Annotated in this window: 16 protein-coding genes and 2 pseudogenes; 9 read left to right on the top strand and 9 right to left on the bottom strand. The window is 62.5% G+C overall.

Features of this window, described 5'->3' with window-relative positions:
- Positions 1 to 25 precede the first annotated feature (25 nt).
- Positions 26 to 1,528, bottom strand: coding sequence for a CoA-acylating methylmalonate-semialdehyde dehydrogenase (locus GCM43_RS14040; RefSeq protein ID WP_152245294.1), 1,503 nt, complete (start codon positions 1,526 to 1,528; stop codon positions 26 to 28).
- A gap of 138 nt (positions 1,529 to 1,666) precedes the next feature.
- Positions 1,667 to 2,983 carry an omega-aminotransferase AptA gene (gene aptA, locus GCM43_RS14035; RefSeq protein WP_152245292.1) on the bottom strand — a complete coding sequence of 439 codons (1,317 nt, stop codon included), beginning with the start codon at positions 2,981 to 2,983 and terminating at the stop codon, positions 1,667 to 1,669.
- A gap of 184 nt (positions 2,984 to 3,167) precedes the next feature.
- Between aptA and GCM43_RS14030 the strand changes: the two genes are divergently transcribed.
- Positions 3,168 to 4,646, top strand: a complete 1,479-nt coding sequence (locus GCM43_RS14030; RefSeq protein ID WP_413770956.1) for an aminotransferase-like domain-containing protein — start codon at positions 3,168 to 3,170, stop codon at positions 4,644 to 4,646.
- A gap of 4 nt (positions 4,647 to 4,650) precedes the next feature.
- A complete protein-coding gene (locus GCM43_RS14025; RefSeq protein ID WP_152245290.1) occupies positions 4,651 to 5,328 on the top strand; it encodes a TetR family transcriptional regulator C-terminal domain-containing protein in 678 nt (225 codons plus the stop codon).
- Between the two features lie 28 nt (positions 5,329 to 5,356).
- On the opposite strand, the pseudogene GCM43_RS26570 reads toward GCM43_RS14025, so the two are convergent.
- Positions 5,357 to 5,455: pseudogene (locus GCM43_RS26570) on the bottom strand (PEP-CTERM sorting domain-containing protein); the annotation flags it as partial.
- Between the two features lie 42 nt (positions 5,456 to 5,497).
- Positions 5,498 to 6,271: pseudogene (locus GCM43_RS14020) on the bottom strand (choice-of-anchor A family protein); the annotation flags it as partial.
- Positions 6,272 to 6,639: 368 nt separating this feature from the next.
- Here GCM43_RS14020 and GCM43_RS14015 point away from each other — a divergent pair.
- The 4 genes from GCM43_RS14015 to GCM43_RS14000 all read left to right on the top strand — a co-directional run bounded on the left by GCM43_RS14015 (position 6,640) and on the right by GCM43_RS14000 (position 9,109).
- Positions 6,640 to 7,053 carry a hypothetical protein gene (locus tag GCM43_RS14015; RefSeq protein ID WP_413770958.1) on the top strand — a complete coding sequence of 138 codons (414 nt, stop codon included), beginning with the start codon at positions 6,640 to 6,642 and terminating at the stop codon, positions 7,051 to 7,053.
- Positions 7,054 to 7,169: 116 nt separating this feature from the next.
- The gene (locus GCM43_RS14010) at positions 7,170 to 7,427 is read left to right on the top strand and encodes a hypothetical protein (protein ID WP_152245286.1); all 258 of its coding nucleotides are present in this window, start codon (positions 7,170 to 7,172) and stop codon (positions 7,425 to 7,427) included.
- Between the two features lie 78 nt (positions 7,428 to 7,505).
- The gene (locus GCM43_RS14005) at positions 7,506 to 7,928 is read left to right on the top strand and encodes a VOC family protein (protein ID WP_152245284.1); all 423 of its coding nucleotides are present in this window, start codon (positions 7,506 to 7,508) and stop codon (positions 7,926 to 7,928) included.
- Positions 7,922 to 9,109, top strand: a complete 1,188-nt coding sequence (locus GCM43_RS14000) for a dipeptidase (RefSeq protein WP_226929485.1) — start codon at positions 7,922 to 7,924, stop codon at positions 9,107 to 9,109. The genes GCM43_RS14005 and GCM43_RS14000 overlap by 7 nt, the downstream gene beginning before the upstream one ends.
- On the opposite strand, the gene GCM43_RS13995 is transcribed toward GCM43_RS14000, so the two are convergent.
- The 5 genes from GCM43_RS13995 to xapA all read right to left on the bottom strand — a co-directional run bounded on the left by GCM43_RS13995 (position 9,106) and on the right by xapA (position 14,381).
- The gene (locus GCM43_RS13995) at positions 9,106 to 10,323 is read right to left on the bottom strand and encodes a nucleoside deaminase (RefSeq protein ID WP_152245282.1); all 1,218 of its coding nucleotides are present in this window, start codon (positions 10,321 to 10,323) and stop codon (positions 9,106 to 9,108) included. The genes GCM43_RS14000 and GCM43_RS13995 overlap by 4 nt on opposite strands.
- A 14-nt stretch (positions 10,324 to 10,337) precedes the next feature.
- Entirely contained in the window at positions 10,338 to 10,745 is a 408-nt protein-coding gene (locus GCM43_RS13990; protein WP_152245280.1) for a cytidine deaminase, read from the bottom strand.
- Positions 10,746 to 10,899: 154 nt separating this feature from the next.
- Positions 10,900 to 12,222, bottom strand: coding sequence for a thymidine phosphorylase (gene deoA / locus GCM43_RS13985; RefSeq protein WP_152245278.1), 1,323 nt, complete (start codon positions 12,220 to 12,222; stop codon positions 10,900 to 10,902).
- A gap of 11 nt (positions 12,223 to 12,233) precedes the next feature.
- Positions 12,234 to 13,427 carry a phosphopentomutase gene (locus tag GCM43_RS13980; RefSeq protein ID WP_152245276.1) on the bottom strand — a complete coding sequence of 398 codons (1,194 nt, stop codon included), beginning with the start codon at positions 13,425 to 13,427 and terminating at the stop codon, positions 12,234 to 12,236.
- Positions 13,428 to 13,541: 114 nt separating this feature from the next.
- Positions 13,542 to 14,381, bottom strand: a complete 840-nt coding sequence (gene xapA, locus GCM43_RS13975; protein ID WP_152245274.1) for a xanthosine phosphorylase — start codon at positions 14,379 to 14,381, stop codon at positions 13,542 to 13,544.
- Positions 14,382 to 14,651: 270 nt separating this feature from the next.
- Here xapA and GCM43_RS13970 point away from each other — a divergent pair, with 270 nt between their 5' ends.
- The 3 genes from GCM43_RS13970 to GCM43_RS13960 all read left to right on the top strand — a co-directional run bounded on the left by GCM43_RS13970 (position 14,652) and on the right by GCM43_RS13960 (position 17,715).
- The gene (locus GCM43_RS13970; protein ID WP_152245272.1) at positions 14,652 to 15,788 is read left to right on the top strand and encodes a carbohydrate kinase; all 1,137 of its coding nucleotides are present in this window, start codon (positions 14,652 to 14,654) and stop codon (positions 15,786 to 15,788) included.
- Between the two features lie 19 nt (positions 15,789 to 15,807).
- On the top strand, positions 15,808 to 16,737 hold the full coding sequence (locus GCM43_RS13965) for a pseudouridine-5'-phosphate glycosidase (protein WP_152245270.1): 930 nt from the start codon (positions 15,808 to 15,810) through the stop codon (positions 16,735 to 16,737).
- A 78-nt stretch (positions 16,738 to 16,815) separates the two neighbouring features.
- Complete coding sequence (locus GCM43_RS13960) at positions 16,816 to 17,715, top strand: LysR family transcriptional regulator (protein ID WP_152245578.1); 900 nt, start codon at positions 16,816 to 16,818, stop codon at positions 17,713 to 17,715.
- Positions 17,716 to 17,923 lie beyond the last annotated feature (208 nt).

The raw sequence follows: 17,923 nt of genomic DNA, 5'->3' as shown, positions 1-17,923 counted from the left end.
TGCAGTGGAGAGAACTACCGGGCACTTACTTCATCTGTGGAAAAGCAAACTCTGCGCCAGCACTGGCAGTGTTGGGCCAGCGTTGCATGACGGCCTTGTGGCGCGTGTAAAAGCGCACGCCTTCGGGGCCGTAAGCATGGTGGTCGCCAAACATGCTGCGCTTCCAGCCGCCAAAGCTGTTGAAGGCCATCGGCACCGGCAGCGGTACGTTCACGCCCACCATGCCGACCTGGATCTGGCGCACGAATTCGCGCGCCACGCCGCCGTCGCGCGTATAGACGGCCACGCCGTTGCCATATTCGTTGGCGTTGATCAGGTCGACCGCATGAATGACGTCAGGCACCCGCATCACGCACAGCACCGGGCCGAAGATCTCTTCCTTGTAGATGCTCATGGCCGGCGTCACATGGTCGAACAGCGTGCCGCCGACAAAGAAGCCGTTTTCGCGCCCCGGCACCTGGAAATTGCGGCCATCGACCAGCAGAGACGCGCCCTGCTCGACGCCTTCATCGATCAGTTTTTCTATCCGGGCCTTGGCTGCGCTGGACACCACCGGCCCCATTTCAGCGCCCGCTTCCATGCCGTCGCGCACTTTCAGTGCGGCCGTGCGCTGCGCCAGTGCGTCGACCAGCTTGTCACCGGCGTCGCCCACCGCCACCACCACCGAGATGGCCATGCAGCGCTCGCCGGCCGAACCGTAGGCGGCGCCGATCAGCGCGTCGACGGTCATGTCCATGTCGGCGTCGGGCATCACCACCATATGGTTCTTGGCGCCGCCCAGCGCCTGCACCCGCTTGCCATTGGCACTGGCGCGTGCATAGATATACTCGGCAATCGGCGTGGAGCCGACAAAGCTGATGGCCTGCACGGTGCGATGGTCGAGTAGCGCGTCGACAGTGATCTTGTCGCCCTGGATAACATTGAAAACGCCATCGGGCAGGCCTGCTTCTTTAAGCAACTGCGCGTGCAGCAAGGACGCCGACGGATCGCGTTCGGACGGTTTCAACACGAAGGTGTTACCACAGGCGATGGCCAGCGGGAACATCCACATCGGCACCATCACCGGAAAATTGAAGGGGGTAATGCCGGCCACCACACCGAGCGCCTGGCGCATCGACCAGGCGTCGATACCGCGTGAAATCTGGTCGGTAAATTCCCCTTTTAGCAGCTGCGGTATGCCAACGGCAAATTCAACCATCTCGATGCCGCGCGCCACTTCTCCCTGGGCGTCGGCAAAGGTCTTGCCGTGCTCGCGCGTGAGCATGGCGGCAAATTCATCGGTATGCTGCTGGCACAGCTGCAGGTAGCGAAACAGCACGCGCGCCCGCGTCAGCGGCGGTGTGGCCGACCAGGCCGGAAAGGCGGCAGCGGCAGCCTGCACGGCCGCATCGACTTCGTCGCTGGTGCCGAGCGCCACGCGCGCTACCGGCTCGCCCATGGCCGGGTTATACACGTCGCCATAGCGGCCGCTGGTGGTATCGACTTTGGCGCCGTTGATGTAATGGGTAATGGTATCGAGATCGTTCATGGTTATCCTCATTCGTCGCTGCCGGGGCCACGCGTATCTGGTAGGTCGGATTAGGCCCCGCAGGGGCCGTAATCCGACAACACCTGCGTCGCCAACAAAGTTGTCGGATTACGTGGGGCTTTGCCCCACTAATCCGACCTACCCAAGATTCTTCAGCACTGTCGCCAGCTTGCCGAACAGCTCGTCAATATGCTGCTTCTCCAGCACCAGCGGCGGCGACAGCGCGATAATGTCGCCGGTGGTGCGGATCAGTACACCATCGGCAAACGCCTGCTTGAAGGCGTTGAAAGCACGCACGCCGGGTTTGCCGGCAATCGGCGCCAGCTCGATGCCGGCGATCAGGCCGATGCAGCGCAGGTCGATCACATGCGGCAGGCCCTTGAGCGAATACACGGCATCCTGCCAGTACTGCTGCATCTCTTGAGCGTGCTGCAAGATGCCCTGCTCCTCGAACACCTGCAGCGTGGCCAGCGAGGCGGCGCAGGCCAGCGGATGGCCGGAATAGGTATAGCCATGGAACAGCTCAATGCCGGGTGGCGCCTCCATCAGCGCATCGTGGATAAACGCTTTGCTGAACACGGCGCCCATCGGCACCATGCCGTTGGTCAGGCCCTTGGCAGTGGTCATCAGGTCCGGCTCGACGCCGAAATAATCAGCTGCAAATGGCGTCGTCATGCGGCCAAAGCCGGTAATGACTTCATCGAAGATCAGCAGGATACCGTGCTTGGTGCACAGTTCGCGCAGGCGCTTCAGATAGCCTTGCGGCGGTATCAGCACGCCGGTCGAACCGGCCACCGGCTCGACGATCACGGCGGCGATGGTGGAAGCATCATGCAGCGCGACGATGCGCTCGAGTTCATCGGCCAGGTTGGCGCCATGTTCGGGCTCGCCACGCGTATAGGCGTTTTTTTCCAGGTTGTGCGTATGCGGCAGATGGTCGACGCCGGGCAGCATCGGGCCAAAGCTCTTGCGGTTGCCGCCGATGCCACCGACCGAAATGCCGCCAAAGCCCACGCCATGGTAGCCGCGCTCGCGGCCGATCAGGCGCGTGCGCCCGCCTTCGCCACGCGCCTTGTGGTACGCCAGCGCCATCTTCAGCGCCGTATCGACCGCTTCGGAACCGGAGTTGGTATAGAACACATGGCCGAATTTGTGGCCCGTATAGTCCATCAGTTTTTCGGCCAGGTCGAAGGCGGCCGGGTGACCCATCTGGAAGGTCGGTGCAAAGTCGAGCTGGCCGACCATCTCGCGGATGGCGCCGACGATCTTCGGCTGCGCGTGGCCACAGGGCACGCACCACAGGCCGGCCGTGCCGTCGAGCACGCTGTTGCCGTCGACATCCTTGTAGTACATCCCTTCGGCCGAGACCAGCAGCCGCGGATGGGCCTTGAAGTCGCGGTTGTTGGTAAACGGCATCCAGAATGCCGACATCGATTCCGGCCTTGCTGTGTTCATGGGCTGCTCCTGTAGGCGGTGGCGTGTTTGGGAAAGCGTTTTTTACAAAGCGTAAAATAATTTACCAGTTGGCAAAAAGCTGATCTAATCATAGTCAGGCCCAAAGGCACGGCACAGATACACAAACGGCAAAGTGTTCCAACCGTACAGGCCAAAAAACCAATACAGTTTTGTGCAAGGCAGCATGGGAGCCACCACGATGCACAAGGAAAACGACAAGGAAAATGACGACGCGCCCGCCCTGCCAGGCTGGCCGGTGCTCGATATCGGGCGCGAAAAAAAAGGTGCGCTGGTCGAGCAGATCGTCGCCGCCGTCAGCGTAATGGTGGGCAGCCGCGCCCTGCGCATCGGCACGCGCATGCCGTCGGTGCGCCAATTTGCGCGCTGCAATGGCGTATCGACCTTTACGGTGGTCGAATCGTATGACCGGCTGGTCAACCTGGGCCTGCTGTCGTCGCGGCGCGGCTCCGGCTATTTTGTGGCCCGCCATGAGATTGCCGGTACGCCGCAGGCTGCCGTGCCGGCCAGTCCGACGGCCATCGATGCGCTGGCGCCGGATTTATATTCGGGCGTCTCGGAAGCGCTGCCGGTCGGCGCCGGCTGGCTGCCGCCCGAGATGTATGGCGAGGCCACCGTGCTCGACGCCGTGCGCCAGGCCATGCGCGTGCCGGCCAGCCGGCTGCGTGGCTATGGTCACCCACTGGGGTTTCCGTCGCTGCGCCAGCACCTGGCATTGACGCTGTCGGAAGAACTGTTCCAGCTGGAAGCGGACCAGGTGCTGCTGACCCATGGCGCCACCCATGCGTTCGACCTGATCCTGCGCAGCCTGACCAAGCCGGGCGACACGGTGCTGGTGGAAGACCCCGGCTACAGCAACCTGCAGTCGCTGATACGCCACCATGGCTGCATCCCGGTGGGCGTGGCGCGCGGCGAAAACGGCCTGGACCTTGATGCGCTGGCGGCGCTTGCAGCCGAACGCCAGCCCAAGCTGATGTTCGTCAATACGGTGCTGCAAAATCCGCTCGGCACTTCGCTCAGCCAGGCCCAGGCGCACCGCTTGCTGGCGCTGGCCGAGCAGTTCGATTTCTGGCTAGTGGAAGACGATATCTACCGTGAGCTGGCGGCGCGCGGCGAAGCATCGCTGGCGGCCATGGACGGCCTGCGCCGCGTGATCCGTGTCGGCAGCTTTTCCAAGACGCTCTCGCCGGTGCTGCGCGTGGGCTCGATCTGCGCGTCGCCCTCGCTGGTGGCCGAACTGGTGCGCGTAAAAATGCTCGCTGGCCTGACGACCTCCGAAATCAATGAGCGTGCCGTGTATCACGCCATCTCGGCGCGCCCCTACCGGCGCATGGTCGAGCGGCTGATTGCCCAATTGGCCGATGGCCGCGAGCGCAGCATCGAGCTGCTGGTGCAGGCCGGCATGGCACCGCTGGCGCGTCCGCGCGGCGGCATGTTTGTCAGCGCGGGCTGGCCCGACCGGCAAACGCCGCAATGGCACGGCAAGCTGGTGGCCGATCTGGCATTAAAGAGCGGCATCCTGCTTTCGCCGAACGAATTTTTCATGCTGCGCGCGCCCGATACCGTCTGGTTCCGCTTTAACGTGGCCTACACCGACAATCCGGTGCTGCTGGCCTTTCTGCAATCGATACGCCCTGTGAGGTAATGCCATGGACAGCGAGCAGTCTTCAAGCGTGAAAAACGGCAGCCAGCGGCGCCTGCAGAACCGCGACCGCGTGCAAAGCGATATCCTGCAGCAGGCCGTGCGGGTGTTTGCGCAAAGCGGTTACGAGGGGGCGTCGGTGGCCGCGATTGCCTCTGCTAGCGGCATGTCCAAGCAGAACCTGATGTACTATTTCCCGTCCAAGCAGCTGCTGTACCAGCGCGTGCTCGACGATGTGCTCGATGAGTGGCTGGCGCGCATGGACACGCTGGCGCGCGAGGAGCAGCAGCCGGCCGACGTGCTGCGCGCCTATATCGGCGCCAAGCTGCGCTTCTCACGCGAGCAGCCATGGGCCTCGCGCGTCTATGCACTTGAAGTGATCAACGGTGCGCCGCTGTATGGCGAACAGATACGCGAGCGCGTGGTGCCGCTGCTGCGCAAGGATATCGCCGTGTTCGAGCGCTGGATTGCCGACGGGCGCATCGCCCCCGTCAACGCCACCCATCTGATGTTTGCCATCTGGGCCATGACGCAGTCGTATGCCGACTTTTCAACCCAGATGGCGCTGGTGCTGGACCGCGCACAATTGACCGATAACGACTATGCCGACGCCGAACGGCTGGTCACCCAGATGGTACTGGCCGCCGTCGGCGTGGCGCCGGCAGGCGAAAAAAAACCGCCGTGATGGCGGTTTTTCATGGAGCCGGCAGCGCTTAAGCTGCTGCAGCCTTGTTCTTGCGACGGCGGGCGGCAAAACCGACCAGGCCCAGGCCAGCTAACAGCATGGCGTAGGTTTCCGGTTCCGGCACGGCCGAAACAAAGCCTGCCACGTCGCTGGCAACAAAGGCTTTGTTACCCAGCGTCAGGGTGGAGTTCCAGTCGCCGGCGACCACAGTGCCGGTGATACCGCCGTTGCCGCCACTAATCAAGGCATTGGGCGCCAACACGCTGCCCAGCACCTGGATACCATTGAAATTGACGCTGGTCGCGTCAGTGAAATTGAACAGCACGTTGTAGCCACCCAGGACACCCATGCCCATATTGCCCCAACTGGCATTGCCGCTCACATTGAAAATCAGCGACTTGGTGATGCTGCTGTCCAGCGTCGACTGCAGGTTGTTGATCGATGCAAACTGGCTTGCCGTCATATTGAATACTTCCACCGACTTGGCGCCACCGGCACCACTGGACAGCGTTACTTGCTGTGGCGCATAGGGATTGAGTATCCGGGCGTTGCCGGTTGCCGCCAGGGCGCCAATGGCGCTCGATGTCTTGACCACTTCGCTCGATGTGCTGGCAAACGACATCGCTGGCGCAGCCGAGGCCGGCGTATTGGGCAGGTTGATATTCGATGAAATGGTAGCGGTGCCGCCAGCGTAATAGCCGCCAGCCAGCGAACCATTGGAATAATTAAAATTATTGCCAGCAATGACGGAATAATTACCGTATGCACCTGTGCCGACACTGTGCGAGCTGACAGAAATATTGCCAGCAGCAGCAATGCCGCCACCGATGCTGTTGTTGCCAACAACGATATTGTGCAGGGAATACAGATTGGCATTGCCCACCAGGCCGGACAGGTCTAGCACGTCTGCCTGGGCGGTGCCGGTGGCAAATACGGTGGACATCAACAGCAGCGCTGGTACTTTGGACAAGGTGATCATTTTAATTTCCAAATTGAACATTAACTTACCATCAGGATATCATACTTAAGGGCATTAAATTGTCGTGTAAACAGCACAAAATATAATAAATAAGCAATATTCATTTGCCATAAGGCAATAGTATAAATCTGCCTGGCAGAATGAAATTTACAAACAGCAATATTCCAGTGATAGCATGGCGCGCTGCAGGCTTATACCGACATCACACAAGAAGGACAGGCATGAAACAGATCAAACAGCGCGCGTGGGCGCGCCGCGTCGCCATACTGAGTCAGGCAACAGGCGCAGTCTTGCTGGCGGCGGCGTCGACGGCGCAGGCGCAGACTTTCTCCATGATCGAGAACCAGCCCTTGAGCGAAACCTGGCTCAACGCCGGCTTTTACTCGTATCACTTCCAGCGCGACAAGAACCTCAACGACAGCAATCCTGGTCTGGGCGCCGAGTACCGTTTTTCCACGGTTGCCTCGGCCACGGCCGGCCGCTTCTATAACAGCGACCGCGCCTACTCCAATTACCTGGGTGTGTACTACCAGCCGTTTCGCGTCGGTCCGCTGCGCGTCGGTGCGGTAGTCGGCGGCTTTAACGGCTACCCGAAGATGCGCGATGGCGGCTGGTTCCCGGCCCTGATTCCAACTGTCAGCTATGAATACGAGCGCGTCGGCCTCAATATCGCCATCGTGCCCTCCTACAAGGACCGCCTGTATGGCGCACTGAGCTTCCAGCTCAAATTGAAGATATTTGAATAACGTCTTGTCGCTTCCAGCCGTGGTTCAGGGGCGCAATCGTGCAGTTTGTCGCAAGCCAACTGCCGTTTGACTGGTGTCACGCTACAGTAGACACATCAACTCACCAGGAGAACGGCATGAAAGACATCAACGACGCACCGGGCAAAAGCACCTTCAACGACCTTTGGCAAACGCTGTGCTCACTGGCGCGCCAGGGCATGCAGGCCATCGGCGCCATGTCGTGGCCGACGCTGCTGGCCTGCGCCATCGGCCTGGCGATCTTCATGACCATTTTGCCGCTGGTGCTGACCCTGTTTGTCTTCTTCCTGCTGTTCAAATGGGCCAGCAACGCCGATGGCTTTTGCTGGAGCAAGAAAACCACCCCGCCACAATAGGAAACCGCGCTTGTGGGATGGCAGCGACTCGCTTATGCTGGCGATCCACGCTGCTCCCACCTTGCCAGGAGTTTCCTCATGAGCTCGACTGCAAAAGCAACCCGCGCCACCACCATCACCTGCCTGCGCTATGACGATGCGCCTGCGGCCATCGACTGGCTGTGCGCTGTATTGGGCTTTGAAAAACAGCTGATCGTGCCCGACAACGATGGCGGCATCGCGCATGCCCAGCTCAGTTTTGGCAACGGCATGATCATGCTCGGCTCGGCGGTCGACAGCCCCTACGGACGCTTGATGAAACAGCCAGCCCAGATCGGCAACGCCAATACGCAAAGCTGCTATCTGGTGGTGCAGGATGCCGATGTGGTGTATCAGCGTGTGCTCGCTGCCGGCAGCGAGATCGTGCTTGATATCGAAGACCAGGACTACGGCGGGCGCGGCTTCACCTGCCGCGACCCGGAAGGCCATCTGTGGAGCCTGGGAACCTACGATCCATGGTAAAACGTCGCACCATGATCATTACCGCCTCCCTCTCTGCCGCCGCCATGTTCGGCGCCCTGCTCGCTGCGCCGACGCTGGTTGATCGCCAGATCAACCAGGTGTATCCGGCCACGCCGCCAGCGCCGTCAAAACAGGCTTTGGCGCTGCACCAGAGCCTGTGGATCGCCGACCTGCACGCCGACAGCCTGCTATGGCAGCGCCAGTTGCAGCAGCGAGGTGCCGGCCATGTCGACTTGCCGCGCCTGGCCGAGGGCAATGTCGCGCTGCAGGCATTCTCGGTGGTCACCAAGACGCCGCGCAAGATGAACATCGAACACAACGATGACGACAGCGACAATATCACCGCGCTGGTGATGGCGCAGGGCCTGCCGCCACGAACCTGGAACAGCCTGCTGGCGCGCGCCAGCTACCAGGCGCAGCAGTTGCACCAGCTGGCCGGCGCCAGCGACGGCGCGCTGCGCGTGATCGGCAGCCGCGCCCAGTTGCGCCAGCTGATTGCCGATCGCGACAAGGCCACCGGCAGCCAGGCAAAACCGATAGGCGGCTGGCTGACGCTGGAAGGCGCGCATGCGCTCGAAGGCAAGCTGGACAATATCGAGGTGCTGTACCGCGCCGGCTACCGCATGGCTGCCCCCACGCATTTCTTCGACACCGAGCTGTCGGGCTCACAGCACGGCATGAAAAAAGGCGGCCTGACGCCGCTCGGCAAACGCTGGCTGCGCGCCATGGAACAGCGCAAGATGATCGTCGACCTGGCGCACGCCTCGCCGGCCACCATCGACGAGGTGCTGTCGCTGGCCACGCGGCCGGTGATCGTCTCGCATACGGGCGTGCGCGGCACCTGCGCCAACGGTCGCAACCTCAGCGACAGCCAGTTGAAACGCATTGCCGCACAAGGTGGGCTGGTGGGCATCGGCTTCTGGCAGACGGCTGTTTGCGGCAAGGATGTCAAGGCGATTGCGCGCGCCATCAAATATACGGTGTCGGTGATCGGCGCCGAACACGTGGCTTATGGTTCGGATTTTGACGGCGCCGTCACCACCGCCATCGACGCCGCCGGCCTGCCGCGCCTGACCCAGGCGCTGCTCGATACCGGCCTGACAGCCGATCAGATACGCCGCATCGCCGGTGGCAATGTGCGCGACTTCCTGTTGAAAAACCTGCCTGACGACGACGCCTAGGCCAGCGCTGCAATCAATGCCGCATCGGCTACCTGGCGCGGTTGCACGCGGATCAGATGACGGTACAGCGGCGGCAGCGCGGCGCACAGCGCCAGCAGATCGGGTTCCGGCATGGCGGCGCGCGCATACTGCAGCGGCGCCAGGTTGGACGCCGGCAGCGCGCCCTCCATGGTCGAGCCAAAGGCGCCCAGCTGCATGAAGCTGGCGGCGCTGGCGTCGGGTCCGTTGACCAGTATGAAGGTGCCATATTTGGGATGCGCCAGGTAGCGCGCGATCTGCTCCTGCTCCTGCTGTGGGGCCGATGCGCCGGCCATCAGTTCATGGCGCAGCTGCGCATACTGGCGCGTGCATTCCATAAAGGCCGTGCGGATCGGCGAGACGGCCAACTGACCCGGCACGCACAGCAGCAGATTGCCGAAGGCATCGAGCAGGGCCGCTGCATCGCCGGCGCCGCCGTGATCGCGGTCCTGCTTGATCGCTGCCTGCAAATAAGGCGCCAGGCCAGCGTCGGGCCGGCCGGGTGCGCAGCGGTAAGTCAGCGCATCGCGATAGCGGGCGCGCAGCGCGCGAACCAGCGCATGGTCGGCAGGCAGCGTGGCGGGGTCCGACAACGGCGTGTCGCCGTCGGCGTTTGACAACGCCATCACCTGCTCGCAGGTCGATTCAAACACCAGCGAACACAGGGCCTGCGTGGCCTCGCTGATGTTCTTGCCGATAAAAAAAGTAGCTGGCGCCGCGCCGCTGGCCGCACGTGCATAGGGGCTCTCGCCATGCACGGCCGGGTAGCAGAAGTTTGCCGCAGCCCTTGCCGCCAGTGGCGCCGGCAAGGCGGCAAAGCTGGCCGACTGATCGTAATTGATGCCGGCGCGTGCGTCCGGGGCCGCCACCACCACGCGAAAGCCGGCGGCCAGCAGCGCGCCGGTACACATGCAGCAGGGGTCGAGCGAGGTGACGATGGTCAGTTCTGATGGCGGCGGCAGCGCCCTGCCCTGGGCCTGCTGCGCAAAATACCAGTCCACCAACTGGCGTTCGCCATGGGCGGTAGGATCGGCTACCAGGCCATCCTTCACCACATTGTTATGCATGGCCTGCAGCACATTACCGGCGCCATCAAGCAGCACGCCGCCGACGCCAAAGGTGCCTTGCGTCCTGGCTGCCAGCGCCTGGGCGGCGGCAATGGCCACGGCAGCCTGGATGTCGATGGTACGGTTCAAGACCGGCTCCGGTTTTACTTCATGTCCAGGTCGGAGCTACCGAAACCATGCGGCAGCAGCCAGCCGGCCGTGACCGCCATGATGTCGTTTTTCTGGTTGGTCAGCACCACCGGCAAGTCGGCGCCACCGAGTTCGAAGATCACCTGGCGGCAGGCGCCGCACGGCGAGATCGGCTCGGCCGTGTCGCCGGTGACGGCCAGCATGGCAAACTCGCCCGGCTTGCAGCCCTGCGCCACGGCGCTGAAAAACGCCGTTCGCTCGGCGCAGTTGCACAGGCCATAGGCGGCATTTTCCACGTTACAGCCCCGGAATACACGGCCGTCTTTTGCCAGCAGCGCCGCGCCTACTTTAAAACGCGAATACGGCGCATAGGCCAGTTCGCGGGCAGCGTTGGCTTCGTTGATCAGTTCTTGTTGGTTCATGTTTTATGCTTCGATGTATAGGTGTTCGTAGGTCGGATTAGGCGGAGCCGTAATCCGACAACATTGTTGGCCTTAATCCGACAACATTGTTGGCGTCAGCGATATTGTCGGATTACGCGGGGCTTTGCCCCGCTAATCCGACCTACGTGCTTATTCAAGGCCGGATGGTACGATAAATCACCGGATTCGGAGCCAGCGCCACCGGGCTGATCTCATACGCGGCCTGGATTTCCCGCACCGCCTGCTGCGCTGCCGCTTCGGTGCGTGCGTGAACCATCGCCAGCGGCTGGCCCTTCGCAACCTGCGCGCCCAGTTCCACCAGTTCGGTCAGGCCGACGGCAAAGTCGATCTCGTCTGTGGGGCGACGGCGTCCGCCACCGAGCGATACCACGGCCAAGCCGATGGCGCGGCAGTCGCGTACATTGGCGTAACCATCGCTCAATGCTGGCGCCGGCACCACGAACGGCGCCTGCTCCAGGTGCTTGTCGGGCTGATCGAGCAGGTCGGCCGGGCCACCGAGGGCCGACACCATGCGCGCAAAGCGCTCGGCCGCTTCGCCCGAATCGAGCGCCGCCACCAGCTTGGTGCGCGCTTCTTCTTCGGTGGCGGCCAGGCCGCCCAGCACCAGCATTTCGGCGCACAGCGCCAGCGTGACTTCATGCAACCGTGCCGGGCGCGCGCGGCCGGTCAGGTAATCCATCGCACCGCGCACTTCGAGCGCATTGCCGGCATACGGCGCCAGCGATTCGTTCATGTCGGTCAGGATGGCCGAAGTCTGCATGCCGGCGCCATTGCCCACCGCGACGATGCTCTCGGCCAGCTCTACCGATTTGTCGTAGGTCGGCATAAAAGCGCCGCTGCCCACTTTCACGTCCATCACCAGCGCATCGAGCCCGGCCGACAGCTTTTTCGACAGGATCGAGCCGGTAATCATGGCCACCGATTCCACCGTGGCGGTCACATCGCGGATGCTGTAAAAGCGCTTGTCGGCCGGCGCCAGTTGCGCCGTCTGGCCAATAATGGCCACGCCCACGTCCTGCACCACCTTGCGGAACAGTTCATTGTCGGGCACCGTGCTGTAGCCGGGAATGGCGTCGAATTTGTCGAGCGTGCCGCCAGTGTGACCCAGGCCGCGGCCCGAGATCATCGGCACATAGCCGCCGCAGGCTGCAATCATGGGGCCCAACAGCAGGGAAACCACATCGCCCACGCCGCCGGTTGAATGCTTGTCGACCACCGGGCCTGGCAGGTTGAGCGCACGCCAGTCGAGCACCTGGCCCGAATCGCGCATGGCCAGCGTAAAGGCCACGCGCTCGTCCATGTTCATGTCATTGAAAAACACAGCCATGCCCAGCGCGGCGATCTGCCCTTCGCTGACGCTGCCATCGGTAATGCCGCGCACGAAAAACTCGATTTCCTCGGCGCTCAGCACACCATTGTCGCGTTTCTTGCGGATGATTTCCTGGGTTAAAAACATGGATGCTCCCTTCACAACACGTTATGGCCGTTGGCCAGCGGCGCCACGCCCAGATGGTGCGCCAGCGTCTGGCCGATATCGGAGAAGGTTTCCGAGATGCCCAGCGCGCGCGGCGCCACGCCCGGGCCGAAGAAGATCATCGGGATATGTTCGCGGGTATGGTCCGAGCCGTGCCAGGTCGGGTCGCAGCCATGGTCGGCGGTGATGACGACCAGGTCGCCGTCCCTGAGCTTGGCCATGAATTCGGGCAGGCGCGCATCCATTTCGCGCAGCGCGTCGGCGTAGCCTTCGGTATTGCGGCGATGGCCGTAGGCCTGGTCGAAGTCGACGAAGTTGACAAACGTGAGCGACTTGTCGCCCACTTCATCGGCCGTTTTCAGCAGCGCTTCGAACAGCGCCATATTGTCGACGCCCTTGACCACGCGCGAGATGCCCTGGGTGGCGAAAATATCGCTGATCTTGCCCAGGCCGACGACTTCGCCGCCGGCGTTCTTCACATGGTCAAGCAAGGTCTTGCTTGGTGGTGCCACCGCATAATCGTGACGGTTGGTGGTGCGCGTGTAGTTGCCGTTGCTGCCCTTGAACGGGCGCGCAATCACGCGGCCGATATTGTACGGTTCGACCAGCTTGAAGGCCATTTCGCACACTTCATACAGGCGCTCAAGGCCAAACGATTCCTCGTGCGCGGCGATCTGCATCACCGAGTCGCCCGAGGTATAGATAATGAGCTTGCCGGTGGCCACGTGCTCGTCGCCGTGCAGGTTGATAATGTCGGTGCCCGACGCGTGGCAGTCGCCCAGGAAGCCCGGCACGCCGGACATGGCTTTGAGTTTGTCGGTCAGGTCCTGCGGGAACGATGGCGTGGTGCGCGGGAAGTAACCCCAGTCGAATTCCACCGGCACGCCGGCGATTTCCCAGTGGCCGCTCTGGGTGTCCTTGCCGGTCGAGCGTTCGCGCGCGGCGCCATAGGCGCCGGTAAAGCCGTCGCGCTGCTCGAAGCCGGCGGCCCATTCGCCGCTGGCCTGCTGGGCGGCGGCGGCCAGGCCCAGGCGTTCCATGTTCGGCAGGCTCAAGGTCTTGCCGCTTTTGGCGACAGTGCTGGCAATATGGCCAAAGGTATTGGCGCCTGCGTCGCCGTATTTGGCCGCGTCGGGCGTGGCGCCCAGGCCGAAGGAGTCGAGCAGGAGAATAAATGCGCGTGACATGATAAGGCTCGCTTTAGAATAATACGGAATGCACAATGCGGTCAGTGTAGGCCAGATACGAACGGCCTGCCGCGCGCAAGCGCCAGTCGGCTTGCGCGCGGCACAAAGTGAAACTTAGGCTTGCGGCTTGGCGGCAACGGTAGCCAGGAAGGCCAGGATCAGCTTGACCAGGTCCTTGGCGCCGATGGCGGCGTATTTCAGGGTCTGCTCGTGCGACAGCGCAAACGGCGACAGGCCTTCTGCCAGATTGGTGATAACCGACACGCCCACCACTTTCAGGTCGCAATGGCGGGCCGACACCACTTCCGGCACCACCGACATGCCGACCGTATCGGCGCCCAGGCGCGACATCATGCGAATCTCGGCGGCGGTCTCGAAGTTCGGGCCGGGGTAAGCGACAAACACGCCTTCATGCAGCGTGATGCCGTTGGCGGCTGCGGTGTCCTGCACCTGCTTGCGCAGGTCGGCATCGTAGGCATTGGCCATGCTGAAGAAGCGCGGGCCGAAACGGTCGTCGTTCGGGCCGACCATCGGCGTACCTGGCAGCAGGTTGATATGGTCGCTGATGGCCACCAGGCTGCCGGCATCGACTTCAGGACGCAGCGAGCCGGCGGCGTTGGTCACGAACAGCATTTCGCAGCCCAACAGCTTGAGGGTACGGATGGCGCTGGTCATCACGCCCATGCCGTAGCCTTCGTAGAAATGGCCGCGGCCCTTCATGCAGACCACCGCCACGCCCGACAGCGTGCCCACCACCAGTTCGCCGGCGTGGCCGTGCACGGTGCTGATCGGGAAACCTGGCAGCTCGTCAAAGCCGATGGTCACCGCGTCGGTCATCTGCTCGGCCAGCACGCCCAGGCCCGAGCCGAGGATCATCGCCACGCGCGGCTTGAAGTTGGCGGGAACGCGGGCGCGGATGATTTCGGCGGCGTGGAAGGGAGCGTTGTTCGACATGGTTATCCTTGTGGTGTCCGTGTAGGTTCGGTGATGGAGTCTGGTAAAGCGTGCTGGGCAGACGGGTGTTGCCACTGGTGGCCGCTACTATGCATCAACGGCCAGATGGTGAGCAAATACCATTTTTCTTGCCCATTTATTCAAACCAGATATAAATGGCCGACATTATAGTGCAAGCACCAAGCCTCCTGTTATCGCCATACGCCGTATTGTTGACACCATAAAGACAAATGTTTACAGTATCGGACAATTGTTTAAAACAGGCAGGCCGTGACCGATATCAATAAAAAAGATCAGCTGTATGCACTGATCCGCCAGAATCCGTTTATCTCACAACAGGAACTGGCCGACCAGCTTGGCCTGTCGCGCTCGGCCGTGGCCGGCCATATCGCCGGCCTGATCCGCGAGCGCCGCCTGCTGGGACGCGCCTATGTGCTGCCCGACAGCCGCCCGGTGCTGTGCCTGGGCGCGGCCAACCTTGACCGCAAGATGCGCACGCTGGCCAGCCTGCAGATGGGCACCTCGAACCCGGTGCGCACGCAGGAGGTGTTTGGCGGCGTGGCGCGCAATATCGCCGAGAACCTGGCGCGCCTGGGCCTGCCCACGGCCCTGTTGACCGCGCTGGGCGACGACGCGGCCGGCCACGCACTGCAGGCGCACGCCGAAGAAGCCGGTATCGACCTGCGCGGCAGCCTGCACCTGGCGGGCACCAGCAGCGGCACCTATACCGCCGTACTCGACGAGCACGGCGAAATGCTGCTGGCCATGGCCAATATGCAGCTCTATGAAGAACTGACGCCGGCTTTTCTGCACAGCCGCCAGCCCCAGCGCGCACAGGCCGCTCTGACTGTCTGCGACCTCAATCTCGGGCACGACAGCGTGGCGGCCCTGCTGGCCGATGCACGCAGCGCTGCCAGTCCGGCAGCACCGCTGGTGATCGTGGCCGTGTCGCAACCGAAAATGGCGCATCTGCCGCAGGACCTGACGGGACTGCATTTGCTGATCCTTAACCGGGGTGAGCTCGAAACGCGCGTGGCGCGCACCCTGCCCACTGCCGCCGATCTGCAGGCAGCCTGCCAGCAGGTGCAGCAGCAAGGCGCGCCCCAGGTGATCGTGACCTGCGGCGCCGACGGCGTGTATTTTGCCAACGCCGATAGTGCCGCCTTTGGCCATCTGCCGGCGCAAGCAGTCGATGTGGTGGACGTAACGGGCGCCGGCGACGCCTTTTCCGCCGCCGTCTGCTGGTCGCTGTGCCACGACAGCGACGACCTGGCGCTGGCCTGCCGACGCGGCCAGCAACTGGCCGCCCTGACCATTGCATCGAGCGCAACCGTTTCGCCCCAGGTTGGCCCGGGCTTGCTTGACACCATCGGCACGGCCACGCCGGCGCCCTCCTCCCAACCTTGATACATCACTGGAACCGACCATGACCCAATACCAATCTTTCCTTTCGTTCTCGCAAGAAGTGCTGGACGCACGCACCGCCGGCAAGGCCATCGTGGCGCTGGAGTCGACAATTATTTCGCACGGCATGCCGTATCCGCAAAACGTTGCCATGGCGCGTGAAGTCGAGCAGATCATCCGCGACGGCGGCGCCGTGCCGGCCACCATCGCCATTATTGGCGGCAAGATCTGCATCGGCCTGTCCGATGAACAACTGGAATTGCTAGGCACCTCGCCCGACGCCATGAAAGTGAGCCGCCGCGACCTGCCGTTCGTGCTGTCGCAAGGCAAGTTGGGCGCCACCACCGTGGCTGCCACCATGATCTGCGCTGAACTGGCCGGCATCGAGGTGTTCGTTACGGGCGGCCTGGGCGGCGTGCACCGCGGCGCTGAAACCAGTTTCGATATCTCGGCCGACTTGCAGGAACTGGCGCAGACCTCGGTGGCCGTAGTGTGCGCCGGCGTCAAGTCGATCCTCGATATCGGCCTGACACTGGAATACCTGGAAACCCACGGCGTGCCGGTGCTGAGCGTGGGCCAGCAAGGTTTCCCGGCGTTCTTTACGCGCGAAAGCGGCTTCAACGCCGATTTCCGCCTCGATACGCCAGCCGAACAGGCCGCCTTTATCAGCACCAAATGGCAGCTGGGCCTGAAAGGCGGCGTGGTCGTCAGCAACCCGGTGCCGCTCGACCAGGCCATGCCGAAAGAAGAGATCGACGCCATTACCAGCCAGGCGCTGCAGGAAGCCGATGCCGCTGGCATCAGCGGCAAGCGCGTGACGCCGTTCCTGCTCTCGCGCATCAAGGAGCTGACCGACGGGCGCAGCCTGGCCACCAATATTGCGCTGGTGAAAAACAATGCGCGCGTGGGCGCCGCATTGGCCATTGCCATGCCGGGCGTTACGGCACGATAATAGGCCTGCTGTAACGACAGGCGGCCGGCCTGGCAGACAGCGCCCTGCGCTTATATGCCAGGCAACGCCAAGGACCGCATGTCGATCGACCTGAAACAGTTAAAGTATTTTCTGGCTGTCGCCGAAGAAAAAAGCTTCAGCCGCGCCGCCGAACGCCTGCATATTTCGCAGCCGCCGCTGAGCCAGCAGATCATGAAACTGGAAAGCGAACTGGGCGTGCGGCTGTTTGCACGCACCACGCGCACGTTCGAGCTGACCGTGGCTGGCAAGGCGTTGATGAGCGAAGCGACCGAGCTGCTGGCGAAGATGCGCATGACCATCGACACCATCCGCCAGATCGACCGCGGCGAGGTGGGCCGTTTGCGGGTCGGCATCGTCGGCTCGGCCATGTGGGGCCCCATCCCCAGCCTGCTGGAGCAATTCCAGACCCGTTTTCCACGCGTGACCTGGACCATCCACGAACTTGGCCCCACGGTGCAGTACGAAGCGCTGCGCGCCAGGCAGATCGACGTGGGCTTCTGGCGCGAGCCGCGCCTGAACGATGACGAGCTGCGCCACCACAATCTGCGCCAGGACTTGTGCTACCGGGAAAACGTCTGCGTGGCCGTCAACGAACACCACCCGCTGGCCAGGCAGGCCGCCATCGAACTGCTGGACATTGCCCACGAGCCCATGCTGACGCTGGCGCTCGACAAGTCGGCCTTTCCGCGCTACCTGCTGCAATGCTGCGTCAACGCCGGCTTCGAACCGGTGATTTTCCAGGAAGCCAACGAGCCGCAAACGCTGCTGGCCATGGTCGGCGTGGGCCTGGGCGTGACGCTGGTGCCTGAGACGACCAGCCGCATCGGCTGGCCCGGCGTGGTATTTCTGCCAATCAAGACCAATCCGCCTTCGGCCAATCTCTATATCAGCTATGCCACGCTCGATGATGCGCCCGTGGTGCGCGCCTTCCTCAATATTCTGAAGCCGGGAATTTAAGCTCGTTTATATTTTCAACATATAAATCGTCAAGCTAAAACGTATTTGCCTCCACCTCTGACATGGTGCATATTGCTTCCAACGTCAGAAGACGGGGGCGTGCGTGTTGTTGTATCGGTAGCACACTATGGCCAGAAATGCATTCATGACCAGCAATGTTCTTGTGGTTTACAGTGCTAGCTTGACAAGAAACCATCGGCAGCTGCAT

The sequence above is a fragment of the Janthinobacterium aquaticum genome, assembly GCF_009208565.1.
GTDB lineage: Bacteria > Pseudomonadota > Gammaproteobacteria > Burkholderiales > Burkholderiaceae_D > Janthinobacterium.
This window is presented reverse-complemented; position numbering and strand designations above follow the sequence as displayed.